Annotated in this window: 22 protein-coding genes; 7 read left to right on the forward strand and 15 right to left on the reverse strand. The window is 48.4% G+C overall.

Features of this window, described 5'->3' with window-relative positions:
* Nucleotides 1-66: 66 nt before the first annotated feature.
* From ABIE50_RS23205 to ABIE50_RS23235, 7 genes are all read right to left on the reverse strand, one after another.
* Complete coding sequence (locus ABIE50_RS23205) at nt 67-846, reverse strand: succinate dehydrogenase cytochrome b subunit (protein WP_354028141.1); 780 nt, start codon at nt 844-846, stop codon at nt 67-69.
* Between the two features lie 17 nt (nt 847-863).
* On the reverse strand, nt 864-2,108 hold the full coding sequence (locus ABIE50_RS23210) for an RNA polymerase sigma factor (RefSeq protein WP_209859199.1): 1,245 nt from the start codon (nt 2,106-2,108) through the stop codon (nt 864-866).
* 57 nt (nt 2,109-2,165) lie between these two features.
* Entirely contained in the window at nt 2,166-2,507 is a 342-nt protein-coding gene (locus ABIE50_RS23215) for a YciI family protein (protein ID WP_142688172.1), read from the reverse strand.
* Nucleotides 2,508-2,540: 33 nt separating this feature from the next.
* Nucleotides 2,541-2,999 carry a carboxymuconolactone decarboxylase family protein gene (locus ABIE50_RS23220; RefSeq protein WP_209859198.1) on the reverse strand — a complete coding sequence of 153 codons (459 nt, stop codon included), beginning with the start codon at nt 2,997-2,999 and terminating at the stop codon, nt 2,541-2,543.
* A gap of 93 nt (nt 3,000-3,092) precedes the next feature.
* Nucleotides 3,093-4,100, reverse strand: coding sequence for a bestrophin family protein (locus ABIE50_RS23225; protein ID WP_209859197.1), 1,008 nt, complete (start codon nt 4,098-4,100; stop codon nt 3,093-3,095).
* A gap of 10 nt (nt 4,101-4,110) precedes the next feature.
* Nucleotides 4,111-4,299: a hypothetical protein gene (locus ABIE50_RS23230; RefSeq protein WP_209859195.1), complete on the reverse strand. Its 189-nt coding sequence runs from the start codon at nt 4,297-4,299 to the stop codon at nt 4,111-4,113.
* A 251-nt stretch (nt 4,300-4,550) separates the two neighbouring features.
* Nucleotides 4,551-4,910 (reverse strand): hypothetical protein, encoded by a 360-nt coding sequence (locus ABIE50_RS23235; RefSeq protein ID WP_209859193.1) that lies wholly within the window; start codon nt 4,908-4,910, stop codon nt 4,551-4,553.
* A 141-nt stretch (nt 4,911-5,051) separates the two neighbouring features.
* Here ABIE50_RS23235 and ABIE50_RS23240 point away from each other — a divergent pair, with 141 nt between their 5' ends.
* Nucleotides 5,052-5,903 (forward strand): hypothetical protein, encoded by an 852-nt coding sequence (locus ABIE50_RS23240; RefSeq protein WP_209859191.1) that lies wholly within the window; start codon nt 5,052-5,054, stop codon nt 5,901-5,903.
* Between the two features lie 4 nt (nt 5,904-5,907).
* On the opposite strand, the gene ABIE50_RS23245 is transcribed toward ABIE50_RS23240, so the two are convergent.
* The 6 genes from ABIE50_RS23245 to ABIE50_RS23270 all read right to left on the reverse strand — a co-directional run bounded on the left by ABIE50_RS23245 (nt 5,908) and on the right by ABIE50_RS23270 (nt 18,378).
* Nucleotides 5,908-9,441, reverse strand: a complete 3,534-nt coding sequence (locus ABIE50_RS23245) for a DOMON domain-containing protein (protein ID WP_209859189.1) — start codon at nt 9,439-9,441, stop codon at nt 5,908-5,910.
* A gap of 3 nt (nt 9,442-9,444) precedes the next feature.
* Complete coding sequence (locus tag ABIE50_RS23250; protein ID WP_209859187.1) at nt 9,445-11,598, reverse strand: T9SS type A sorting domain-containing protein; 2,154 nt, start codon at nt 11,596-11,598, stop codon at nt 9,445-9,447.
* A 17-nt stretch (nt 11,599-11,615) separates the two neighbouring features.
* Nucleotides 11,616-13,004 (reverse strand): RagB/SusD family nutrient uptake outer membrane protein, encoded by a 1,389-nt coding sequence (locus tag ABIE50_RS23255; protein WP_209859185.1) that lies wholly within the window; start codon nt 13,002-13,004, stop codon nt 11,616-11,618.
* A gap of 11 nt (nt 13,005-13,015) precedes the next feature.
* Entirely contained in the window at nt 13,016-16,351 is a 3,336-nt protein-coding gene (locus tag ABIE50_RS23260; protein WP_209859183.1) for a TonB-dependent receptor, read from the reverse strand.
* Nucleotides 16,352-16,523: 172 nt separating this feature from the next.
* A complete protein-coding gene (locus ABIE50_RS23265; RefSeq protein ID WP_209859181.1) occupies nt 16,524-17,708 on the reverse strand; it encodes a FecR family protein in 1,185 nt (394 codons plus the stop codon).
* Nucleotides 17,709-17,784: 76 nt separating this feature from the next.
* Nucleotides 17,785-18,378, reverse strand: coding sequence for an RNA polymerase sigma factor (locus ABIE50_RS23270; RefSeq protein ID WP_209859179.1), 594 nt, complete (start codon nt 18,376-18,378; stop codon nt 17,785-17,787).
* A gap of 378 nt (nt 18,379-18,756) precedes the next feature.
* On the opposite strand from ABIE50_RS23270, the gene ABIE50_RS23275 reads away from it, so the two are divergent.
* From ABIE50_RS23275 to ABIE50_RS23290, 4 genes are all read left to right on the forward strand, one after another.
* Complete coding sequence (locus ABIE50_RS23275) at nt 18,757-19,884, forward strand: glycoside hydrolase family 43 protein (RefSeq protein ID WP_209859178.1); 1,128 nt, start codon at nt 18,757-18,759, stop codon at nt 19,882-19,884.
* Nucleotides 19,885-20,022: 138 nt separating this feature from the next.
* Nucleotides 20,023-20,298 carry an ArsR/SmtB family transcription factor gene (locus tag ABIE50_RS23280; RefSeq protein WP_142688160.1) on the forward strand — a complete coding sequence of 92 codons (276 nt, stop codon included), beginning with the start codon at nt 20,023-20,025 and terminating at the stop codon, nt 20,296-20,298.
* A 76-nt stretch (nt 20,299-20,374) separates the two neighbouring features.
* A complete protein-coding gene (locus tag ABIE50_RS23285) occupies nt 20,375-21,565 on the forward strand; it encodes an MFS transporter (protein ID WP_209859176.1) in 1,191 nt (396 codons plus the stop codon).
* 198 nt (nt 21,566-21,763) lie between these two features.
* Nucleotides 21,764-22,357 carry a hypothetical protein gene (locus tag ABIE50_RS23290; protein WP_209859174.1) on the forward strand — a complete coding sequence of 198 codons (594 nt, stop codon included), beginning with the start codon at nt 21,764-21,766 and terminating at the stop codon, nt 22,355-22,357.
* 150 nt (nt 22,358-22,507) lie between these two features.
* On the opposite strand, the gene ABIE50_RS23295 is transcribed toward ABIE50_RS23290, so the two are convergent.
* Complete coding sequence (locus tag ABIE50_RS23295) at nt 22,508-23,605, reverse strand: FAD-dependent monooxygenase (RefSeq protein WP_209859172.1); 1,098 nt, start codon at nt 23,603-23,605, stop codon at nt 22,508-22,510.
* 78 nt (nt 23,606-23,683) lie between these two features.
* Nucleotides 23,684-24,535 carry an AraC family transcriptional regulator gene (locus tag ABIE50_RS23300; RefSeq protein WP_209859170.1) on the reverse strand — a complete coding sequence of 284 codons (852 nt, stop codon included), beginning with the start codon at nt 24,533-24,535 and terminating at the stop codon, nt 23,684-23,686.
* A gap of 161 nt (nt 24,536-24,696) precedes the next feature.
* Here ABIE50_RS23300 and ABIE50_RS23305 point away from each other — a divergent pair, with 161 nt between their 5' ends.
* Entirely contained in the window at nt 24,697-25,587 is an 891-nt protein-coding gene (locus ABIE50_RS23305; RefSeq protein WP_209859169.1) for an SDR family oxidoreductase, read from the forward strand.
* Between the two features lie 5 nt (nt 25,588-25,592).
* Complete coding sequence (locus ABIE50_RS23310) at nt 25,593-26,522, forward strand: NAD(P)H-binding protein (protein WP_209859167.1); 930 nt, start codon at nt 25,593-25,595, stop codon at nt 26,520-26,522.
* The last annotated feature ends 6 nt before the right edge of the window (nt 26,523-26,528 follow it).

The following is a 26,528-nucleotide window of genomic DNA, read 5'->3' on the forward strand; positions in this document are numbered from 1 at the left end:
CGGAAATGAAACTGCACGTTAAAGCCCTTGCGATATCGCAAGGGCTTTAATATCTCCGGTAATTAATTACAAAAGACTTTTGATATAGAATACTACCGGCATCGATGCAAAGGCCAGCGGGATAATCACTGCAAAAAGCCATATACCGGTAGATTGTATGATGGGCGTATATCTTTGATGTACCAGTCCTGCCGTCCGGAAGGCGCTTTGAAAGCCGTGGTACAGGTGATAGGAAACTGCCACCATAGCCGCCAGGTAAAGCAGTACATACCAGAGCAGGCTAAAGCTGTGCGTCACTATCACATACAGGTCTTTTACCCTTACTATTTCGGTATTGCCTTCTGTTGTTACCGCGTACTCAAAATCAGGTGAGGCCGGCACGTATACAGAAGACGTTAGCTTACCGGTTAACAGCTCTTTCCGGTACTCACGGTAAGTGCCTTCTGTAAATTTATATCTTCCCCAGAAATTACTCATATGGATCACAAGGAACAGGAAAATAATACTGCCCAGCAGGCCCATGTTCAGGGATGCCCAACGCACCGGCGTTCTGGGCGCCACCGCATATTTCACCGGTCGTGCTTTCCGGTTTTTTAATGTTAATGTTAATGCGTAAAACGCGTGTACAAGTATAGAAATATACAGCGTATAGGCAGCTATTTCCACCGGTGGGAAATGCGTCATAAAGTGCGCATAAATATTAAATGTGTAACCCTCATCCCCGGCAAACAACGTGAGGTTGCCGCCCAGGTGTACAATAAGGAACAGGCAGAGGAACAGACCAGTCATAGACATGATGAGTTTTCTGCCCACTGAGGAGCGGAAAAATTGTTTGAAGTTAAGCATGATAGTAGTTCTTTTGATTAATTATTCAGCCTGCGTTTTATTTGCCCGATATTTTTTTCTATCAGGGCGATGTCTGCGGGAGTAGTAGCCATCTTCAATGCGGTTTCATAGTGCTGCACCGCCTTCCTGTCGTCAATATCTGTATAAAGATTACCTAACAATGCGTAATAAAAATAGTTATCCGTCAGTTGCAGTCTTTCCGCTGCCATGATAGCCTCCTGTTTGCTTCTTGCTTTGGCAATAGCATAGGTCCGGTTCAATGCAGCAATGGGTGAATACTCCAATATCAGTAGCTGGTTATACAGGTCCAGGATATTATTCCACTTTTCGCTGGAATCTTCCTTGTGCGTATGCCACCAGGCGATAGCCGCTTCCAGGTGATACCTCGTTAACGCGGAACTGCTGCCGGCCTGGTTCAGGTAATATTCTCCCCTTTCGATCAGCTCCCGGTTCCAGCGTGTTTCGTCCTGCTCCTGGTAAAGGATCATTTCCCCCGTGTCATTTACCCGTGCATCAAAACGGGAAGCATGAAAACACATCAGGGCCAGTAATGCGTTCACAGCCGGCTGGTTGGTTTGCGGCTGCTCTATCAGCAGGTAGTTAAGCCGCATAGCTTCCACGCACAAATCTTTACGCAATACGGTATTATGGGAAGTGGAGTAATAGCCTTCGGAAAAAAGAAGATATAAAGTTTTCAGTACAGTTTCCAGCCGGTCGTTTATCTCTGTAAATGTAGGCTGCCGGATCTTTATACCTGCTTCTTTCAGTTTCTCTTTTGCCCTGCTGAGCCGTTTATAAATAACTGTTTTTGTAGTGAGATAGGCATCCGCTATTTCCTGTGTACCAAACCCGCAGAGCAGGTTCAGTGCAAGGGCCACCTGCGATTCAGCAGGAATGGCCGGATGACATACCGCAAAGATCATGGCCAGCTGACTGTCTGTAATATTGCGGGCGGAAAGATCTATTTCTATTTCTTCTCCCTCCGGGAGATTATACCGGAGGTCCGACAATAATTTCTGCTGAAAGAAGGTGTTTCTCTTCAACCAGTTCTTCGTTTTATTCTTGGCTACCGCATATAGCCAGGCGGTTGGATTTTCGGGCAATCCTTTCGCGCTCCACGATTCAGTGGCAGCCAGGAAAGTATCGCTTACAATATCTTCCGCCTGTTCTATATGCTCGATGCCAAAAAGGGAGCCTAACACCGACACCATTTTCTGATACTCCGTTCTGAATAAGTGCGGTAATAATTCTTTCCCATCCATGCTACAAATAATAATGCTGTTACAAAAGTAAGAAAGGCATTCTTATTTGTTGCTGTGTTATCCCACTGCCATACGTATCTCCACCGTTCCTCCAAGTTCCAGGATCGGCGCTTCACCGGCTATTTTCACCGCTTCGTCATAGCTCTCTGCCCTGATCACAATAAACCCTCCGATAGATTCCTTGATCTCCGCATAAGGGCCATCCGTTACGCTCTTGTCGTGCTTCACTACCTTTCCTGCACCTTCCCACGGCTGGAGCGGCCTTGCAAGCACGTCGCGCGCCTTCAGATCATCAAACCATTCCCTCCACCTGCTCAGATGCGCCTGCAGTTCTTCCGGTGATGGCTGCACTTCCTTTGTTTTGTAGTCTCTGCGGAATACCAATAAGAAATCATTCATATATCATGGGTTTTAATATGCCTTGGCGATGCTTCACCCGAACTGTCCTACCTGGTAAGTACCAACAAAGGCAGGCGTGGTGAAAGCAATGTTAAAACGGTTCCAGGTATTGATGGTGGTAACAGCCAGCGTCAGGTCTACCAGTTCCTCATCAGTGAATTGCTCTTTTACCCTGGTATACACTTCATCCGGTACATGGCAGCTGGTTACCGCCTCCGCCCACGCCAGCGCGGCTCTTTCCCTGGTGGTAAAGAACGGTGTTTCCCTCCATGCGTTTAAAGCATATAAACGCTGCTCTGTTTCACCATGGGCGCGTGCATCTTTTCCATGCATATCAAGACAATAAGCGCAGCCATTGATCTGCGATACCCGGAAGGAAACCAGTTCCTGTAATTTCTCCTCTATAGAGGACTTTTTCAGATACGCACCGGTATGAAAAAGTGTTTTCACCGCCCCCGGTCCTTTTTCCTGAAAGTTAATTCTTTGTTCCATTTTACTTTATTTGATTTATTGGTTTATTATCTTAATAACAACTGACTTTTCCGGATTAGACAAATTCCAGGATTTTTTTTTCAGAGATGAATATTAAACAAGGATATCATTCTGCGGAGCTACCGGAGCCGGCAGTTCAGTTTCGCCCAGCATCTCCCGCAGATCTATTTCAATGGCCCTGCAGATCTGCGATATAGGCACATCATTGGCGCTCCCTTCAAACGGGTATTCCGTGCTTTCCCCTACCTGCTCCAGGGAGGTATACATCCAGGATACGATCACGCAAAAAGGGATCAGCAGCCAGATCATATGTCCTTTCATCAACCCTGTTACCGCGGCATTCAGCTGGTCAAACTCCTGCAGCAAACCATACGGCAGCAGGAAACAGAACATGCTCACAAAAATGGTATTGACGATCGAGTACTGCCGCGGGTAGGGCGTATCTTTAAGCGATTCACATAATCCCTGCTGCGTAATAAAGCCATTAATAGTACGTTGCAGCTCCGCATATTGGGCCACTACTATTTCCTGCTTCTCATATACTGCTTTAAGCGCCTGGCTTTGCAGGGCCAGTAACTGGATTCCCTGGCTGCGGGTTCCTGCAACGTAAGACCACTCTTCTGCCGTTATATATTTCAGGATCTCGTCTTTGAAGGCATGCTTCCGCTCCGGGATGGTGTAATAACGCTGGTACTCCGCATTGTAACGGGCATCCGCCACTTCCCATACCCGGCCTTCCCGCATCTGGTAACGCAATACCGTAAGCCACGCAAAATGGCGATACACCAGCAGGCGGACAAATTCCCCGTCCTTAAAATAATCACGGCACAACATTCCCCAGCTGATACTAAGATTGCGGATGTTGGTCCATATATCATGGCCATTACCGGTACGGTTATACGTTTGTGTGTTTTTAAACCCTACTATAAAGGCGGTAGCTGTGCCCAACAGCGCCACCACTACCCATGGAACCACCAGCCACTTTATTCCCACGAGCTGGTAAAGTACCACCGGTATGGTGTCCAGTATGATCAGTGTATAAATCCTTCTCCTTGTCCAGAAGAGAAAATCAACCAGCTTATATGATTTACCTATATGCATGTACCTTTCATTAAGAAACCTGTGGATTTACTTCTCCTTCTTCCTGGTCATCTTCCCTGATAAGATCATCCAGGAATTCGCCCCCCTGGTAGGTATCCTTTTCATGAGTGGGTTCCAGGGCTGTTTGCACCGTGATAACCGGCGCCTTTACATCGTCGCGCGAAAAGAACCGCTGCAGGATCTGAGGAAGAGCTTTCATGTTGTTTGTTTTTTGTGATAACGCAACACTATTATTGCAACATGGGATTTACAACCCTTGTGCCACCAGGTTAACACATTTCAAATCAATCATTTAATCAAAAGCGCCGGTATATCGTGTCACGATATATCGCCAGTAAACGGATTTTACGCGGTATTTAGTGAGGTTTATGGACGGGGTACTAAACGTACACGCCGTGTTGCAGAATCTGCAACACGGCGTGTACGTTATAATTTATGATAATGCTATCTTCAAAACTCTTCCCAGCCACCATTCTGCGGGTCATATTTTTCAAATTCCCCGCTATCTGTAAATTCAGAGGCGGCCATCCCTGCTTCAAAAATATTCTCTTCGCCCCAGCCGGCGGTGAAATATAATCCCCTGCCGGTGAGCAGTGCACTGATGCCATATTCTGCATGCCTGAACGTTAACCCGTTCTTATCTTCTCTCTCCAATATATAATCATAATTTATTAACCTGTCTTTTAACTGTTGAACCTGTTCCTTACTAAAGGGCACAAGGTTATCTTTATTGTCGAGGAAATTCTTGTCGCCTGACTGTTGTTCCTTCGCTTTGGTTTCGCTGCTGTATAATTGTATATCATAGCTCATATTGGTTACGTTTAATTGTTTCTGTTTAAAAATAACACAAGAGGAAGGTAACAATTTTATTCATGATATATGTCCGGATATTTTATCTTTAAAAGATAAATAACAGACAGTTATTCATGATAATTTAACACTTAAAGTATAATGAAAAAATACCTGGTACTGGCAACAGGCATTATTGCCTGCCATACTCCTGTTAAAGAAAAGCTCCATACGATAGATTATGTTACAGTAGGCAAAATGATGGATACTATTAAGCCGCCTTACATCATTGACCTGGCTAATAAAGATAAGCGGCTGGTATTTATTGGCTGTGACCACAACAGGGATTCTACCCATCCACAATTTAAGGCGATAGAACAATACTTTAATGACCTGAAACCCGGGATCACCTTTAATGAAGGAGGACAAATGCCGGACAGTACGCACTTTTCATCGCTGAATGACGCGGCTTCGCGGAGAGGGGAACCGGGCTGCCTGAAATACCTGAGCGATAAAGCAGGCATCCGGATGATGAACGGTGATACAGAGGATAGTGTTGAATTTTCCATCACCCTGAAAAGATACCCGCAGGACCAGCTGTTGCTTTACTATATAATGGAACGCCTGGTAATCCCTTACCTGTATGGCGCCTACGGCAATGAGCCTTTTGAAACAGTTTACAGTAAAGCCATTGAGGACTGGTTTGTAAAAGAAGGCTTCCCGGTAACCGCCCAACAAAAATCATTCGGAGGTTTTAAACAGTTATACCAGCAATACACCGGAGTGCCGTTTGAGGCTAAGCTCACACCGGAGATAGAAAAATTTGACTACATCAACGGGGGCGATTGCAGGTTCTGCGCCATAGGCCGTACCTCGAAAATGGTGAGGGACAGTATACTGCTCGACAAAATAGACCATGCGCTGGATAAATACAACCGCGTGATGGTCACCTTCGGGCATGGGCACGCCCTGGCGCTGAAACCTGCATTGCAACAAATAATGGACAGAAAATAATTCCCTACTCCGCACCAAATTTCACTTCATTGGCCCAATGCGCTTTCCAATCGGGATGAAAGGCTCTTGCATTCCGTTTTGAAACGCTACGCTCCTTCGCCAGTTCCATGCAGCTGCCCGGCGCACCGTTATCATTCACCCGGAACGATAACTTCACCGGCTGTCCTTTGTCAATGGCGGCTTTTACATCCGGCAGCTCAGACCAGGGAATAGCGCATTCCGTGATCAGGGTATTGCCTTCTCTCCGCACTGCAAGGCGGCCGTTCTTCACCGGTCCCTCGCCGTCCGACTCAGGCTGCCTGGGGAAAAAGTGTTTCCGGTTCAGGCCCGGGGCCAGCAACCGCCAGATCTCAGTACCGCCGCCATATTCCGGCGCTACCTGGTTAAGCGCATATTCATAATCGGTACATTTGTACCCGGTATAACGCGGCATGGTGCCGGGCGGATATGCCAGCATGCCATCCTTTCCTTCCGGCAACACATTAAAGGCCAGCAACACATTATCATAAGCGTATCCCAGGCCGGAATTATCCGGCGTTACAGGATTTTTACGGTAAGTATAATGCCGTACGCCGGAGGGCCATATCAGCGGAAATTTCACCGGTTTATCTACCAGCGATAACGTTACTCCATCCGGTAATTGCGGCGGAGCACCCACTATATAATGCCCTGCCCTGCCGTATACACCTTTCCAGTTGCCCCGGGTGTCAAGGTCTTCTTTCACAAAAATATCCCTGGTGGCAAACGGTGCATCAAACATCAGTGCGGCCAGTTTGGGTGTATACCACCAGCCGTTGCTGTGCAGTACAATCCGCACTTTGCCCTGCAGCTGCAATACCTCCCAGGCGCCGCTCCAGAGGTTGGTAATGTTACGCTGCAACAGGCGGCGGTTGTCACTATACACTTCCAGCACCAGGTTAGGCACCCGTAGCGCCGGCAGGTATAATGCTACCTGCGTGGGCGCATCCAGCTGAAGATCCACACCAAAGGAATTGGTATTATCACTGCTTTCCAGGTAATGCATAATGCGGCCATCGCCGGTGGGCAGCTGCAATGCGGAAGCCCCTTCTGCCGGCGCGTTGCCTTCTTTGCTGATCAGCGACTCCTGCATGTCCATGGCATAAGCGGTATCGGGATAAAAGAACTCGTCGTCCGGGCGATGCTCAAAACGGTAAGTACCCGGATGCGGCGTACTGTCGGCCGCTTTAGCGGCAAAATAAAAATAGTGGTCATCGTAGGCAAAATAGCCGTTGGCATAACCATTGGCCCGGGTATCGAAATTTGCGAAAGGGTACCAGGCAGCTTCCGTTAAAGTAACAGCTGCATTGCCCTGGCTGCTTACTGTTTGGGGCAATGCCGTTTTCCAGTCGTCCAGCTGCCCGTCTACGTGTATACTTAACCGTGAGATAAGGTTTACGTGCATATCTTCATAATGCACTGCGGAGCCATCCGCTCCTGCATCAAAGTGAACGGACAACGGGTAGGTATTATTTACCGAAGCAGCCCCGCTTTTTATCTTTACAGGAATAGTAATGGTTTCATGCGGCGCCAGTTTCACGGTAGCCGGCGCTTCAACACGCAGGTTGCCCAGGCTTACCTGTAAACGGCCCTGTACCGGGCGGTTCAGGATATTGGTCAGTTGTAACGGCATCACCGGTTGTTGCTCAATACGGGCCGTCATATCTTCCGGGATGATCTCCACCGGTTCATATCCTTCTATGCGCGCGGTTTTCAGCGCAGCAAGCATAGCGGCAAAGGAACCTTTGGCGCCATTGGTGCGAAGATAATATCCCTGGCTGTTCAGCGGTATTTCCAGCTTACCCGCTACCGGTAAAACAGGATTGCCATAAAAATCAAACAACCGGAAATTGGCTGGCAGGATCATCTTCCCGCCCGACAATGGCTCATAAGGCGTTGGCTGGCCGGCGGCCCGCAGCTTTTCAGCCGCGGCCGTTTGTGCAAGTCCGCGCACTTCCCTGAACAGCACCTGTTCCGGGCCAAATGCCTCGCCTATGTCGCCACATATCACTACGGTGCCATCATCCGCATTCTTTTCCAGGCCGTCGAACACCATTACCCAGGGCAGGCCTTTGGTAAACAGCAGCTGTTTAAAATCCCGCTCCCCTATCAGGTGCTGCACTGCGCCCAGGGCAGCGGCCTGCGACCAGGTATCAGGAATGCGCGTAATCTCTTTCACGCCGGAAGGCGTATATATTTTACGGGTAAAATGTTCGCTGCCCCTGCCGCCGGTATACATGTATCCCGCGTAAATGCCCATGGAACGGTCGTATCCTGCGGAGCGGTTAGTGGCTACGGTAAGGCCTATACGATCGTCGGTATTGCCTACCCAGCTTTCTGTGTCCCAGATCTTTACCCGGCCATGAGGCGATTTGCGGTTCACCCATTCGGGATAAAGAGCGGGCGACTCCATCCCCTGGTAGTGAATGGAACAGAAATCGAAGATGGGCAGGAACGTCATTTTTCCATCTGCAAAAAGTTTATCCCAGGCATTGGAATTGGAATCGCCGCCGCCTACCAGCACATCAGCCCCCTTTTTACGGGCGTCCAGCACGGCATCCGCCATTACGGTATATATTTCGCGATAACGCAGGATATCCGATTGCCACCCGGAAATAGACAATCCCTCCCAGGGCTCATTCCACAGAGAAACAGCCGTAACCGGTCCTTTGGGCCAGCCATACTGCACACAGAGACGATGCACAAATTCCCTGAAATCATTATCAGACGAAGGCATCCATACCATGTCCTGCTTGGTTTTCTTCATCACCCCAGCGGAGTCGAGAAAAGAACGTGGCCTTCCAAAAGGCTGAGGAGCGGTGCCTGCACCAAACATCAGCAATACGGTAATATTCTTCTCTTTATATGCTTTTAACTTACGGTCTATCTCTTTCATTTTTGCCGTATAGTCTTCCGCGTTAGCAGGCGTATAATCCACTCCCATACGGATAGCCTGCACGCCTACTCTTTGCAGGAAATCAGCGCCCATATCATCGAGCGATTGTTTGGGATACTGGATACGTTGCGGATTGGCAGCGAAGGTGCGTACCAGGCTGGTAATAAAACGACGACCGTATTTACCGAGGTCCATCACCAGCGCATAACCGCCAAAGCGGGGTGGTATAATGGGAAGATGATCGATATTGATATATCCTTTCGGAGAGATATTCACTTTCACCGGGGTAGTGCTGATAGTGGCAAACTTTACCATCTCCGGCAGCCATATATCGCCAGGACGGCCTTTGGTACCATAGCTGATCAGCTCTATTTTTCCTTCGGCAACCATTGGTTCATCCAGCCGGTTCACCACCTGTATGGTGTAGGAAGGCTGCTCACCGGGCCATAACACGTTGGCAGGATTGGATGCACCTGCCAATACCACATCATAATCATAATGCCGCTGGTTATTTCGTACGCCCATTACCGTTTCATAGTTCACCCAGTCTTCCGGCGCTTTCATCTGGGCCATACCACTCCCTGCACTGATCATCATCAGCGCTGTAATCCATAAATATTTCATCTGTTATTGCTTTATAAACTTACGCTGGCCTATTATCCGGCCATTACCCGCATCTGTGATCACCAGTATGTAGGCGCTTTGCGGCAGGCTGCTTACATCTATGTTCCATGGCCCGTTGCTTTTTGCTGCGGTTGTTTTCACCACTTTCCCGGAGAGATCATAAATGCTGATCATACATGCTGTGGGCTTTGCCAGTTTGATGTTGATGTTCAAGGTGCTCACTACCGGGTTCGGATATACGCTTAGCCCGGAGGTAGCGGGCAACAGTTTTCCGGCGGCAAAGCCGCCTGAATCTGCTGCTGCGGCTGGCGGTGTCCACAGGTACAATACTATCTTGTTGGCGTTGTAATCGTCTTTGGTGATCATGTATTCACCGGTGGACCGGTGATAGGCTTTGATCCCATACTGCGAGTCCACGTCATTGCCCACGTATACATTGGGATTGCTGCTGTTCATGGTAAGTACCAGTGCGCCGGTGCTAAGGTCAAATACATCGATATCAGGAATAGCATAATAACCCACAAAAAGATAATTGCCCGCAGCCGACATCGACTTCGCCTGGGCCCTGCTGAGCGTAATAACGGTATCGGGGGTACGATTTCCGGCCAGCCAGCCATGATATACTTCTATGCGGTTACCGATCAGTGTCCAGTCGGTGCTGCCGCCGGCCAGTACCATTACATCGCTGGCAGGGATGTATTGCAGCTGGTTCAGCCGCGCAATGGAAGCAGGCGTAGGTGTTGAGATCACTGGTCCCCAGATGGGTTTTCCGTTAGCCGCAAATCCTGTAAGCGGGTAATGCTGGATGGCATTTGTTTTATCCTGTGAGATCCAGATATCTCCCAGGGAATCCAGGCAAAAGCCGTTCCTTACTTTCGTGATCGTATCGCCGGGGATAGCGATATATCCGTCTGTAGCAGGATTGAAATAATAGGTATAGAAAACATCTGCGTTCTGGTTATTGGCCACCAGGATACGGTGCCCTCCTACATTGGCGAGGTGCCCAAAATGTTGGCCCCGCGCGCGGTCGCTCATCTGGATGCGCGCATCCCAGGGGTAACGGTATGGGTCAACAGTGTTGGCCACATAAGCCCCACCGTCGGTACCGGTATAGGAGTAAATGATATTGCCGCTGTAAAGTAATTCGCCATCTGTGCCGGCATCTGCGGCGGCGCAGCCTTCAAAGTTAAGCGCCTGCAGGGTCCACATCAGGGCGCCGCCGGTGCTGTAGCAATGAATATCGGTAGCGCCGTTGCGGCCCAGGTCCCAGGTGCCTCCCCATGGATTATTCAGTACATATAGTTTTCCGGAAGCATCGCGTCCAATACCCACTACCCTTGTGAAACGCTTGTCGCCCGTGGCGCCGCGGATACCGCCGGTTTCATTGAGATAACCGCCTGACGCGCCGAAGGTGCTGCTCAGTACGGGCGTTCCCGTTAGGTTTGTATAAATTTTGATATTCATATCCGGTCCCTGGTCGCCCACCAGTAGTTGTCCCCGGGCGCTGTCGGCATACAACGCCGAGAGGCGGGATGTGGTACCCACATTCAACACGATGCCGGCCACGCCGGTGGAGTCGAACCGGCGGATGTTGCCGCTACCCAGCTGCACTACCCATACCGCGCCGGAGCTATCGATAGCAATGGGGCCGGGCGAGGTAACCGCCCATTGCCTTATCAGTGCGCCGCCGGTGGTGAATACTGCCACCCGGTTGCCGCTGGAGTCGCTTACAAACACGCGGCCGGCCGAAACAGCAATGCCTGTAATGGCATCGCCCGTGCCTGTACTGGCGGTAAACAACAGGTCGCGCAGTTTGGTGCTGCGGTTGTAACGGCCTATTTTACCACTGTTGGGGGCCTGCTGTGCGGTGAATATATAGGTGGCATTGCCGCCTATAGCGCTGCCCTGCGATTCTTTGGTACCGCCCATGCCTCCAATGGTAGCTCCGTTCTGATAGATACCTATATTGCGGCCTTTCTCATCCCATAAGGACGCTGTATATATTACTCCCTCCGGCGATACCCACATAGAGCGGGCGCAATTGCCTACATAGTGGGTAACATCAGAAAAAGTATTACCCACCCAGGTAGTGGTATACTGTGCATAGCTGAAACCGGCTGTTAACAACAGCCATAACGTGGAGATAATATGTTTCATCTTTATCAGTTTAGATGTTAGTATCCGTTATTCTGTACCAGTCGCGGGTTACGGCCTATTTCCCTCAAAGGAACGGGCCACAACGTCTGGTTGGCCGTAATGCCTAACACGGCTTCTGCCCTGCCGGTGCGCACCAGGTCATAAAAGCGGTGCCCTTCAAAAGCCAGTTCCTTGAAGCGTTCATTTTCTATTGCCAAGGCAAGATCTGTTTCACCGCCATAAGGAAAATCGTGCATGCCCGGTGTGGTCAATGGCTCCGCGAAAGCCCTGCGGCGTATGATGTTCAACGCTTCAATAGCCTCGGCTGTTTTCCCCAGGTTGTTCAGCGCTTCTGCTCTTACGAGGATAATATCTGCCAGCCGCAACGCAATAATATCAGGCTCTGTGCCGCTGGTTAAGCGGGTATATTTATTTACGTAGGGCAGCGCAGGATCAGAAGTGGTGAGCCCCAGGGCGGCATTCTTCCGGATATCGCCGGTTTCATAGGCGTTAATGATCTTTGTGGTGGGCGTTATCTGGTAACTGCCCGGTTGTATGCCTGCGGGAATACCATTCACGGGCACGTATAAACTAAACAGTCCATTGGCCTGCGAAGAGGAGCTGACAAACTGTATTTCAAATATCGCTTCGGTGCCGTTTTTACCACTGGGAGAAAACATATTACTGTAGGCAGTGCTGCCACTTACCAGTGTGTACACGGGGCTGTTCATTACTTCAAGGGCTTTGGCGGCTGCAGCGTCATAATTCTTTATACTCAGGTAAGCCTTTGCCAATAACGCTTTAGCCCCACCCTGGCTGGCCCTTCCGCGGGTGGCTGAAGCAGCCGCGAAGGTAGCCGGCAACATGGCTTCGGCCTGTTTCAGATCCGAAATGATCTGCCCGAAAACACTGTCAACCGATGAGCGCGGCACCGTAAAATCAGCATTGAAAGAAGTATAAGGTTCCAGCACCAGTGGTACAGGACCGTATGCCTTTACCAGGTTAAAATAAAAATATGCCCGCAGGAAATAGGCTTCTCCCAGCAACTGCTGTTTCCTTCCGGCTACAAACAGGCTGTCTTTCATACCGGGCACATGTTTCAGCAAATCGTTAGCGCGACCAATACCCGTGTAATTATTCTGCCAGTAACTGGCCACAAGAGGGTTATCTACCGGGATACCGTGATTGGTAAAAGGACTGTAATTGATCAGTAAGGCCGTAGTAGCATCAGACGCCGCATCGAAAGCTACGGGGAACTGCATGGCCATACTTTGTATGGCCGGGTAAATGCCTACTGCAGCGCTTTCCGCATCGTTGGCGGTTTGCCAGAAATTTTCATCTGCAATAGTGTACTCAGGTACCTGGTCCAGCACTTTTGTACAGGAAGCCAATACAATGAGAAGATATATGAGTCGTAATTTTTTCATAGTGGCTGCTTTTAAAAGTTCACATTTAATCCAAGCAGGAAGGTGCGCGCCTGCGGCTGTACTGCCCAATCGATCCCCAGCTGTGAGTTCTTCACCGACTGGTTCTGCGATTCAGGGTCCAGGCCGGAATAGCCGGTGATAATGAAAAGGTTCTGCGCGCTGGCGTATACCCTGGCGCTGCTGATCCTTACCTTCTTCAGCAGGTCGGGCTTAAAAGTGTATCCCAGTGTAATATTCTTCATCCTGATAAAGGAACCGTCTTCCACGAAACGGTGCGATACCTCTCCATTGGTCAAACTGTTAGGCGTAACAGGATCATTGAACACGGCCTTGGGGACATCCGTATTGGGATTTTGCGGGGTCCATCGGTTCAGCGTACGTGCGTCGCCGTTATTATAGCCGCTCATACGCTCCAGCATGCTGCGTGTTTGGTTATACACCTCGTTGCCATACGACCAGTACAGGAAAAAGCTCAGGTCTATTCCCTTATAGCCAAAGGTATTGGTGATGCCACCGGTGTAATCCGGCAACGCATTGCCCAGGATCACGCGGTCGGCTGCCGTTATCCTGCCATCGTTATTAATATCATCATACACCATGTTCCCGGTTTTCGGATCTACTCCTTTGCTGCGGTAGCCAAAGAAGGAGCCAACGGATTCGCCTACACGAAAAATACTGGTAGGCAATGTGGTGCCGAATGATCCGGGCAGACTTTCTGTGAAGTCGGAGCTGGAAGGGTCGCCGGCCACGGTTTCAGGCAGGCTGGTAATTTTATTCCTGTTGAAATACAGGTTGAAGTTGGTGTTCCAGGTGAACTTACCGCGGATATTATCGGTGTTGATCCCTATCTCCAGTCCTTTATTTACCATCTGCCCGATGTTGGCGCCATTGGTACGTGCAAAGCCGGAGGTATAGGGAAGATCCAGTTTAAAGATCAAACGGTTGGTCAGTTTACGATAGGCATCTACGGCAACACTGATCCTGTTATTCCAGAAACTCAGGTCCAGCCCGAGGTTGGTAGCGGTGGTCGCTTCCCAGCTTAAATCCACATTGGATAAAGAGGTGGCAGCAATACCGGCTTCAGCGCCATAGTTGTAACCGGTAGAATAGGTAGCGAGTGCGGGAAAGTCGCTCCCCAGCCCTTCGTTGTTGCCTGTAACGCCAATGCTTGCACGTAGTTTCAGCTCATTAATAAAACGCTGTTGTTTCATAAAAGCTTCGTTGGTAACCCGCCAGCCTGCAGCCACGGAAGGGAAGAAACCATAGCGCCTGTTTTTACCGAAACGGGAAGAACCATCTGTGCGTAATACGCCTTCCAGCAGGTAACGGTCGTCGTAGTTATAGCTCAACCGGCCGAAATAAGATACCAGCCCCCATTGCGAGCGGTAGTCAAGCGGCGCCGACAGCGAGGTAAAACCGGTTACCGACTGTATGATATCGGTTGAATTGGTGTTACCCGAAACGCTGATCCTTCTTACATTCGCTTCCTGCGCGCTCTGCCCGAGCAAAGCGGTTAACTTGTGCCGGCCTTTCAGCATGGGTGTATAGGATAAGGTGTTTTCATTCACCCATAGGAACTGTGTGAACACTGATACAAAACCGCTGGCTGCAGAGCCGTTGTTCACCAGTTTCGACTGGTATCGGTCGTCTGTTACCTGCTGATTATCGAAGCCAAAACTGGTTTTAAATTTCAGGCCGGGTAGTATGCTGTATTCGCCATAAATATTGCCGATATAACTGTTTACGATCGACTGGAACCTTAAATTATTAGCGATCATCACGGGGTTTGTCCAGCGGCGGTTCCTATCGGTGTAATATGTTCCGTTGGGATTATAGATGGGATCATTGGGATTTTCTATCAGGGCAAGCGCCAGTACAGATTGCCCGGAGAAGCTGTTGTCCATACGGTTATTGGTAGACCTTACCCCTGTTACGTTTACGCCGATCTTCAGCTTGTCGGTAGCGGCAAAGTCGAAGTTCACCCTCCCGTTAAAACGCTTGTAATGCTGCAGTCCGACGATGGTTCCTGTCTGATCAAAGTAACCCAGCGATGCGTAGTGTGATGTTTTGCCTGTTCCCCCGGAGATAGACAGATTATAGTTAGATACCGGGGCTGATCTGAAAATAGCATCCTGCCAGTCGGTATTACGGCCGGTAACCACTACCGCAGAATCTACCGGTAAGCCGGCATTCACGCGGGATTCTTTGAACAGCTCCACAAACTGTTCCCCGTTTAATAATGGCAGCCGTTTGGGGATATCAGCCACGCCGGTATACATATTGAAATTAAAGCGCGACTTGCCCTCCGCACCTCTTTTGGTGGTGATGAGGATAACGCCGTTAGCGCCCCTGGAGCCATAGATGGCGGTAGCTGCGGCATCTTTCAGAATCTCTACTGATTGTATGTCGTTGGGGTTGATGTTATTGGTAGTGGCTATCCTTTGCCCGTCGCCGGAAACGCCGTATTGTGCTGCAGGAAGGTTGCTCATAGGCACACCATCTATCACGTACAGGGGGCGGTTTTCGCCGAACAGCGACCCGTTACCACGGATACGGATATACGTTTCATCGCCGGGGGCGCCGGAGTTCTGCACTACCTGGATGCCTGCCGCTTTTCCCTGTAGGGCTGCGTCCAGGCTGGTTACCGCTACACCGGTAAGCTCACTGCCTTTGATGGAGCTTACTGAAGAAGTGAGGTTCTTTTTTTGCTGGGTGCCATAGCCAACCACTACCAGGTCGTTCAGCGAGGAGCTCTGTACCTTTAGTATGATGTTAAGGGAAGACTGGCCGTTAACGTTTACTTCTTTTGGCTCGAACCCAACATAGGAGCATACCAAAACGGCGTTGTTATCCGGCACGGCCAGTGAAAAATTGCCCTGGTTGTCTGTAGTGGCGCCCAGCGTAGTACCTTTTACGCGGATGCTTACTCCCGGCAGCGGGTATCCTTTTTCATCGGCTACTTTACCGGATACGGCGATCCTGTTTAACTCCTTTCCTGCCGGAACCGGTGATGTCTTTTTAGTGATCACCACTATTTTATCCGTTATTTCATACTGCAGGGAAAGATTGCCCAGGAAGGATTTCAGCACCTGTTCCAGCGGCTGGTCCTTACATTCCAGCGATACTTTATTGAGCGCTGCAGGCGGCTGGTCGCGCCAGATAAAAGAATAGCCTGTTTGTTGTTTTAACAGCGCGAACACTTTTTCCAGCGGAACATTTTTTACAGAGATAGTTACATTTTGTGCATAGGCGCTTATATGCAGCAGCAGGATGGCCATAATAATCCATAGCGGTTTGCCGGGCCATCTTTTTACAGCCGGGAGAATACCTGTGACAAGGAATTTCATATTTTAACTCGTGGATTTTAAATATTAGCAATCATAAACGTGGAAATTTAACCGGGTATGCACACAACGCTCCATGCCGGGGCCCCTCGGCGATTGGTTTTTCAGCTGATGTGCATACAATGTGTGATCCGTGCAGCGATCAGGTCATGACAAATACATTTAAAAGGTTGATTTAATTGGCCTCATGATAAGGCATCACGGTAATAGTTCTTCCCTGTATCTTAAAACGTACGATTTTGGTCAGTTCAAGTGCTTTCAGTAATTGTGATATAGTGGCTGTTCTGGCTACAATGCCCGACAGTTCAATGCCTGACATATCTCCCTCGTATTTTATTTCCACATCATACCAGCGTGCTACCTGTCGCATAATGGTGCTGATATTTGTCTCCTTAAAATTAAACTCCCCGTTTTTCCAGCCCAGTATTTCTTCCATAGCAGGCTTATTGATCACTAATTCGCCGGAGGTACTCAACACCGCCTGTTCACCGGGGTGTAATACCCTGCCGGCGTTTATTTTTACCGCGCCTTGTACCAGCGTGGTTTTCACAGCGCCTTCATCGGTGTAGGCCATAATATTAAAGGCGGTACCCAAAACCTGTACCTCCATGCCTTTGGCGGTTACGATGAATGGTTTGTTATCATCCTTAACGATATCGAAGTAGGCTTCTCCCGAAACTTCCACCATTCTTTTATCATCAGGAAAAGCAGCGGGGTAACGGATGGAAGATGCCGCGTTGAGCCACACATGTGACCCGTCCGGTAAAATAAGCTGGTACAGGCAGCCGTTAGGTGTTTGCATGGTATTGTATACCAGGCCGGTGTTCTTCTGTGAAAATTGTTTATAAGCCAACTGCCCGTTGGCCAGCTTAATTACCTGCGCGGAGCCCTGTTGGGCGATGGCGCCGTTAGCGGCACTGTCGAGCGCTATACGGGTGCCATCTCCCAGGATCAGCACCGGGCGTGCCGTTCCGGGTTTCAACTGTGTTTCCTGCGTTATCGCTCTTGTTCTTTTACGGGTATTCCATTCCCAGCTTACTGCCAGCAGCAATAAAAAGATAGCAGCTGCCGCCGCATACTTGAACCAGGAACGGGCAACAATGGGTTTTCTGGCCGGATGCAGCACCGGTATCATCTCGCTTTGTTTTGCCTTCATCATGATCTCTTCCGCCATTTCCCCTGCATCAAAATCCGCCTGCTCGGCATAGTCCGGATCATTAAAGGCTTCCTGCAGCAATTGGGAGAGCCTGGCCTTGTTTTCCGGCCGCAGGGCCATACTCCTGAACAAGCGGATCTCTTCCGCGTTCAGCGCTCCGCTCATATATCTTTTAAATAATTCCTCAAAAGTAACTTCAGACATATACCGATGCAGATTTAATACTCCCCGTTATAAGGACGGAAAACAAAACAGGGGTAAGACAGTAAAATTGAAAATTTCATAAAAAATAATTGGAAGCCAGGAACAGCAGCGCAAAAACACTTTCGGAATGCCGGCCCAGGTACTCCCGGATACCGCGCAGTGCCCTTACAATATAGGTTTGTGAGCTTACCACGGAGATATTCAGTTTCCGGGAGATCTGTACATGACTTAACCCATTGAAACGGTGCAGTACAAAAACCGTTTTCACTTTTTCCGGGAGGTGCTCAATGGCCAGCAGCAGGATCTTTTCCAGCTCCTTATATTCCAGCCCGGATTGGGCATCGCTGAAAGGCGCTTCCGAAAGATGATCGGCCAGGAATTCAATATTATCTGTATGCAGTACCTTCTTCTCCAGGTGATCCATGATAAGATTACGGGCACATACATAAATGAACGTGCCTACCTTTTCTACACCAGGTAGCTTTGCCCGGTTGTTCCATAACTTAATGAAAATATCCTGTGAGAGGTCTTTAGCCTGTTCTGGCGAGCGTGTGAGGCGCAGCGCCGTACCGTATACCTGTGGCCAGTATTGTTTAACGAGAACCTGGAAGCTCCGTTCATCTCCGTTGGCAACGGAGAGCAACAATTCCTGTTCATTAGCGTGGATCATAACGGGTAGTGATCCATGAAAATAGTATAAGTGAATGGAATTTGCAAAATTGGGAGGGAAGAGAAAACGGAGAAGCGTAAATAAACGCCCTGTTATATTTATATTATACCCTTAAGTAAAGCAGTAATGCGGCCACGATAGGCCATATCGTATAGATATAGGGTATATCCGGGGGAAATATGGCTTATATACGGGGGAAATATGGCTGAACCGGGGAGCATCCATGCCTTTGCCACACAATATCCATGCTGCAAGGCATACCAATTCTGTTAGAAACCAACAAGAAACTGGTGAGTGAATGGGTAGACCGGAAATAAATAAATAATTCCTTTTGATGATTATATTTGATGGCATTTGCTTTTAAATAAATATCAGATAATGAAGATTTCGATTGGATGTTTAGTGCTGACATTAGCCCTGTATACAAACGGGTTAACGGCGCAATCACGTACTTACCAGAACCCGCTGCCGGTGGAGTTCGGCGACCCGTATGTACTGCATGTTAACGGCGACAAATATTATATGTACGGCACCGGTGGTATTGCCAAAAATGGGTTTGCTGCTTATTCCTCTACCGACCTGGTGAACTGGAAAGATGAAGGCCAGGTATATTATGCAGGTAACAAAGGCGGCTGGAGCGATTCTACCGCCGCATGGAACGGGGCTTACTGGGCGCCTGAAGTGTACGAATATAAAGGTAAGTTCTATATGTTCTACAGCGCCCAGTGGAAAGAAAATCCCAATAAAGAACTTGAGAATTTCCGTATAGGCGTGGCTGTGGCCGACCGCCCTACCGGGCCATTCACCGATATCAACAACCGCCCTGTTTTTGATCCCGGTTATCCTGTTATTGATGCCAATGTACTCTTTGATAAGAGCGGTAAAATTTATCTTTACTACTCCCGCTGCTGCTACAAGCACCCTGTAGAAAGCGAAGTAGCCACCTGGGCCAAACAAAAGGGATGGTTTGATACCATAGAGGAAAGCTGGGTATACGGCGTGGAACTGAAGCCTGATTTCAGCGGCGTAACCGGAGAGCCTGTGCTGTTATTACGTCCTCCTGTTAAAATGAATGATAAGCATTCCGAATGGGAAAGCCGCTCCGTTACCTCAAAAGAAGTGAACCGCCGGTGGACGGAAGGTTCCGTTGCCTTTAAAAAGGGAGATACCTATTACATGATGTACTCTGCCAACTATTTTGGCGGTAAGAACTACGCCGTAGGATATGCCACTTCCAAAAGCCCCCTGGGCCCTTTTGTAAAAGGCGCCAATAATCCTGTGTTGCAGAAAAACGTGGAAAAAGGCGGCACCGTTACCGGAACAGGGCATAACAGCATCACCTACTCCCCGGATGGAAAAGAAATGCTTTGTGTATATCATGCCCGCACTTCCGCCACAGGCGATCAGCGCGTTGTTTTTATTGACCGGATGAAGATTTTAAAAGATGGCAGGCTGGTAGTGGAAGGGCCTACCACTACCCCACAGGCGGTGCCCGGAAGCAAATAAATTTTGGGGCTTCCCTCCTTGCAGCCCCCGGGTTTCCTTCCAGGTAAACCCGGGGGCTTTTTTCAACCTCATAGAAACATTTATATGTTTCTATATTTTTTTTCTTATCTTTGCTCCCGAAACAATTTGTTCCCGGATATGGACAATAGAAAATTTGAAAAGATATCCCGTGCACTGAGTGATGCCAGCAGGATCACTGTCCTCCAGCAATTCAGAAAGAAGCAGGGATGTTTATACTGTGCAGAGATAACCGATATGCTGGATCTTACCCAACCTTCCATTTCCCACCATTTGAAGCAGTTGGTAGATGCAGATTTGCTCATACCTGAAAAAGAGGGACGCAATGTAAAGTACGTTTTAAATCAGAAAGTGCTGGACGATTATATTGATCGCCTTAATGCCTTCAAGGCATAACACTTTCTTCCCCGAATAGGCAATATTTATTATCATAAACATATCGAAACATTCAAATATTCAAATTGTTACATCAATGAAAAAGTCGATCTACGCAATGGCCCTGGGAGCCTTTGGAATTATCACCACCGAATTTGGCGTTATAGGCGTACTACCTAATCTGGCTAAGGTATTTGATGTTTCCGTGGATACGGCGGGATGGTTATTAAGTGCATTTGCGTTAACGGTGGCAGTGTCGTCCCCGTTTATCACCGCGCTAACCACCAATATAAACCGCAAGCTGCTGATGACGCTTGTACTGGCTGTATTTGTAGTATCCAACCTGCTTTCCGCCTTCTCGCCCAATTTTACGGTACTGATGATTGCCAGGGTTTTACCGGCTTTTTTACACCCGCTGTTCTGGAACATTTCACTGGCAGTGGCGTATAAAGAGTCCGGCAGTAAAGCGGTTTCCGTAGTAATGTCGGGAGTTAGCATTGCCACCGTAATGGGTGTGCCGATCACCACTTATGCGGCGGAATTTTTCAATAACTGGCAGGCCTCCTTTTTCCTTGCCAGCTTTGTGAGCCTGGTCGCATTTATGGGGCTGCTGCTTTTTGTTCCCTCCATGCCCGCCACCAGGAAAACTACGGGCGACAGCCAATTGTATGTATTAAAGAACCCGCAGTTATGGCTGAACCTCGTTTCCACCATTTTGATGCTGGCGGGTATGTTTTCAAGTTATGGTTACCTGGCGGCCTACCTGGAAAAGATCTCCCATATGAATGGTACCCAGGTGAGCCTTATGCTGCTTTTATTTGGCGGAATGGGCGTATTGGGTAACTGGATCACCGGCATTGCGCTAAGCAGGAATGTGATGCGCACCACCCGCATATTTTTCTCTTTGCTGATCCTCGTACAGGTGCTGGCATATTTCTTTGGCGGTATCTTTATTCCGATGGTCATTATCCTTTCCTTCTGGGGCGCCATTCATACAGGTGGCTTCTTAATAGGAAATATACGTACCACCCGTTCTGTACCACACAGTGCGCTGGAGTTTGTAAACAGCCTGCTTACCTCCTGCTATAATATCGGCATATCGCTGGGCACCATGCTGGGAGGCTTAATTATAGCCAGTTATGGCGTTCATAACGTGATCTGGATGAGCGCAGCGCTGCTGGCTGTTAACCTTGGACTGAGCTTCGTTACTTTTGGCGAGAAGCACCAGGCAACAGCTGTAGATGCTAATGCAGAAAAGGAATTCCCTGCTCCTATGCTGCATGCTTAAACCAACCATTTTTTTAAAATGCCGCTGCAGCTGTTAAAGGCTGCTGCGGCATTTATGTTTACTGAATACCGGCAGATTCATTGCTTTCGCATGCCGGCTTTTTTTAATCATTCCCAGGAGGCCTTCATTTTTGTTTGCACCGTCATACAGGCTATTATTATATAAAATGTATATTTACGTCCTTATCCCTTATACTGTATGAAACGAATTTTTACTTTTCTTATCCTGTTGGCAACAGGAACAATCACACCAGTTTTTTTGAAGGCCCAGGAGGTCGTAAAAGGAAAATTGGATTTTCTGAAAGGTACCACTGAAATGAAAGTGGTATTTACCTACAACAAACTTATTGTTGGCGAGGACGGACGGGAGGCCAGCTATATTAAGCGGAGAAAGGCAGAAAAAGAAGCCAAGGAACCCGGATCCGGCGCTGCCTGGGAACAGAGCTGGTTTGCCGACCGGGAAAAACATTATGAGCCCAGTTTTATCGAGCTTTTCAAGAAGTACGCCGACATTACCTTATCAAAAGACAGCACTCCCAAATACGTAATGGTAGTGAATACCAGGTTTATTGAAGTTGGTTACAACGTTGCAGTCTCCTCCCGTAAAGCAGCCATCAACCTGGATGTAGAAATTTTTGACCAGGCCAATATGAAAAAATCCATCTGTAAAGTTATGATGGACGACATGAAAGGAGGAAAAGGCCAGTTTGCTACCGGCCTCCGTATAGGAGATGCCTATGCCAAAGCAGGTAAAGAGCTGGGAAAAATGATCAGTAAAAAAATAGATGATTAAGCATCTGTTGTATAGTAAGCACCGGTAAATACGCAGTTACCGGCATTGCTGTTCCCCGTAACAGCGAACGTCTCTTTACCGGTGCTTAACTGAATTACAGCCTGAACTGTTCAGCATTAGGTGCATAGCCAAAATGAAAATATATTTCTTCTAAAACCCAAAGCCCCCCTTATTTCTTTCACGGATAGCTTCTTCTGTTCCCGGCAGCAGGAATTCCAGCGTTGCCTCTGCTTCTGTCTGCACCTTTTCTATAAAAGGCCGCAGTTGCTTGTTGTACTCATTAAAAGCTGACTCATAATCACCGTTGTGTTTAGCAAAAGCATCTGCCAATGCGGTTGCGCCTATTATTGCCAGCGAGCCGCCCATGCCCGCGGCCGGTGAAGCGCAATAACCAGCGTCGCCTACCAGCGCTACCCTGCCTTTTGTCCACCATGGCATTTTTATCTGGCAGAATTTGTCGAAGTAAAAAGTTTCTGCCGCCATCACTTCTTTCAATAACTCTGTAGCCCTCCAGCTCACTCCTTCAAACTGCGCTAAAATTATTTCCTTCTGTTGCGCTTCATCCCGGTAATTGTAGGGGATTTCCTCTTCCGAACGGAAAGAGAGCACGATGTCTGTTTTATGCCGGTAGGCATTGAGCATTATACCTTTATTGGGCTCGCTGTACAATTGCAGGGTGTTTTGCCTTATCAGCAGTTTGTTAACGATAGTGATAGAAAAATACTGCCCAAGGAAATGGGAGTATGCTGTTTCATCTCCAAACCAGATCCTTCTTACGGCCGAATGGACGCCGTCACAACCAAACACCAGGTCGTATACGTGATGCGAGCCATCTTTGAAAGTAACTTCAATATTGTTCTTTGTTTCATTCAAAGCTGTGATGCTGTTGTTAAAAATAAATTCAACATTATCTTTAACTTTATCAAACAACATATTCAGCAATGTATCCCGTTCAATTTCAAATTCATCATCCGGGTGTTCCAGTATCCTGATACTTTCAGTGACATCATCTGCGTTTCTAAATTCCGTTGACTCCAGGCTTAACCTGTTGGCTTTTATCTGCTCAAAAAGCCCCATTCGCTTTACAATATCAACGGTGACATCTTTTATATCCACGGGCGTGCCTCCCTTTTTAAGATGGCTTCCAATTTCAACAACAGTTACGCTGTATCCCATTTTATTCATCCACCAGGCAGTTGAAAGCCCTGCAAAGCTGGCGCCTGATATAAGCACTTTTAAGGATCTCATTTTTATACAATTTTATCCGGCAAAGGTGCATTACCCGGCAAAGTACAGCAATAGCAAAAGAGGGTAAGTATTGGACTATTAGTGGTTTTTGTTCCGGAAAGCCAGCGCAGTTATACCTGCAACTTTGGTAAACAGGCGCGAAAAATAGGGATAATCATCATAGCCTAACTCAATGGCAATTTCTTTTACCGATTTAGGGGAATGATAAAGCAAACGCTTTGCCTCTAAAATAATGCGTTGCTGTATATGATACGAAACGGAGCGCCCTGTTGCATTTTTCACACATTCATTCAGGTAATGCGTGGAAATATTAAGTTTTTCCGCGTATGCTGCCGGGCGTTTAACAGTGGTATAATTATGTTCCAATATTTCATTGAAGGATTTGGTCACTGTTTCAAAGCGGGAAAGCTTGTCCGGCGATACTGATTTCTCCAGGTATAGTGAAAGGATCAGTGCTATCAATGCATTGCAGCTGTCTTTTAGTATGAAGCTGTACAGCCTGTCATGTTTTCTTTCATAAAAATTCATGCAAAGCGACCATGCAGCTTGAATAACCGGAAGCGTTGCTTTACCCGGCGTCATTGGCTTTGCAGGCATTATTTCTTCCAGCAATTTCAGGTATCCCGGATGCAGGTTTTCATTATTGATAGCACAGGCGCTAACAGTTACATTTTTATATGCTTTTATAAGATGTACCTGGTTAGGATGCATATAGATCACAGAGGGCGCCTTGATATGATGCTTTTTGAAATCAATTTCAATGGTAACCGTTCCTTTTTCAAGCAGGAAAAATGAATGGTAGTTGTGACGGTGCGCTTCTTCTGCTTCCCTGAACATCTCCAATTCCCCAATTTGTATTCTGTCTACAGTAATACCAACGTTTTCCCCTTCGTCAAAATAATTTACCGGGATAGATGTTTTCTTTGCCATTGCTTCAATTCATTTCGCGGTTGAAATATACATCTTTCCCAGAGAAGAATCCTTCAGTGCTTCTTTCCTCCGGAAAAGAGAATCGGCTAAATCAAAAGCGGATTTGGATAAGCCGGATTGATGGGTGTAAGTGATCTTTGCTGTATCAAAAGAAAAACATCATGCGTGTATTTGTTACAGGAGCCACTGGCTTCGTTGGTACTGCCATAGTGCAGGAATTGATAAGCGCAGGCCACCAGGTGCTTGGTTTGGCCCGCTCGGAAGCATCTGCCCAAAAACTGGTAAAAGCCGGCGCGGAAGTGCTTTATGGTGACCTGGAAGACCTCGACAGCCTAAGGGCTGGCGCCAGCCAAACCGATGGCGTTATCCATGCCGGTTTTATTCATGACTTTACCCGGTTCGCAGAAGTTTGCGAAGCAGATAAGAAAGCGATAACAACTATTGGCGAAGTATTGGCCGGTTCCGACCGTCCATTGATCGTTACTTCCGGTACAGCGCTGGTAAGCCCGGGCAAACTGGCTACGGAAGACATTATCCCTGCGTTTAACCCCGCCTGGCCTCGCGCTTCCGAACAGGCAGCAGATGCCGTATGCGCGTTGGGCGTACGTGCGGCGTCTGTCCGTTTATCACCATCCGTGCATGGCGACGATGATAAGCACGGATTTGTTCCCATACTGGTCAATACCGCGCGGGAGAAAGGTTTCTCCGCTTACATTGGCGAAGGGCTGAACCGGTGGAACGCCGTACACCGGCTGGATGCCGCTCACCTGTTCCGCCTGGCCCTGGAAAACGCCGCAGCCGGCGCGCGTTATCATGCCTGCGCCGAAGAAGCGGTAACCGTTCGATCTGTTGCGGAGGCTATAGGCAAACAACTGGATATGCCGGTGAAATCGATAGCGCCTGAAGCCGCTGCTGAACACTTTGGCTGGTTTGCACAAATGGCTGCCATCGACTGCCCCGCATCCGCTAAACTGACGCAGGAACGTTTGAACTGGCGCCCCGTGCATTCAACATTGCTTGCTGATATTGAAAACGGTATTTACACAAGGTAACAGCTATGAAAATCATTGTAACCGGTTCTTTAGGGAACATCAGCAAACCGCTGACAGCAACCCTGGTTGCCCAGGGGCACCAGGTAACCGTAATTAGCAGTGATCCGCAAAAACAGCCGGCTATTAAAGCAATGGGCGCCATACCCGCCATTGGCTCCATCTCCGATGCCGGTTTTCTGACAGATACCTTCAAAGGTGCAGACGCCGTTTATGCCATGATCCCCCTGAGCTTTACCGAACCAGACCTGGGCGATTATTTACGCAGGATAGCACAAAATTACGTGCAGGCGATAAAACAGGCGGGTATTGGGCGCGTGGTGCTGCTGAGCGGCTGGTCGGCAGACCTGATCCGTGGCGAAAATACCGAGGATGTTTTTGATGATCTGAAAACGTCTCTTACGATTATGCGCCCTGCTGCTTTTTATACCAACTTTTACCAGTCGATGGACCTGATCAGGGGCAAAGGCCTCATTGGCAAAATCCTGACACTGCGGTATTCCGGGATCGGCGCACTGCTTACCGGGAAAACAGGCCTGCTGATGGGAAATTACGGCGGCAACGACAGGATCGTTTTTGTATCGCCGAAAGATATCGCGGATGCTGTTGCTGAGGAACTGTTACTGCATCCTGAAAAGAAGACGATCCGTTACGTAGGCAGCGAGGAAATGACCTGTAACCAGGCGGCAAAGATCATTGGCGAGGCTATAGGGAAGCCATGGCTGAAATGGGTGCTGCTATCGGACAAAGCCATGCTGCAGGGGCTGAAAATGGCCAAAGTGCCGGAGAAACTGGCTGAAACCCTTGTAGAAATGCAGGCAGTTATGCATAGCGGTAAACCGCTTGAAAACTTTCACCGGAACAACCCAAAAATGGGTAAGATCAAACTGGCCGATTTCGCCAAAGAATTTGCGGAAGCCTATCACAGAAGTAATTAACTTTAT

Origin of the sequence: Chitinophaga sp. OAE865 (assembly GCF_040546735.1) — a bacterium.
Lineage (GTDB): Bacteria > Bacteroidota > Bacteroidia > Chitinophagales > Chitinophagaceae > Chitinophaga > Chitinophaga polysaccharea_A.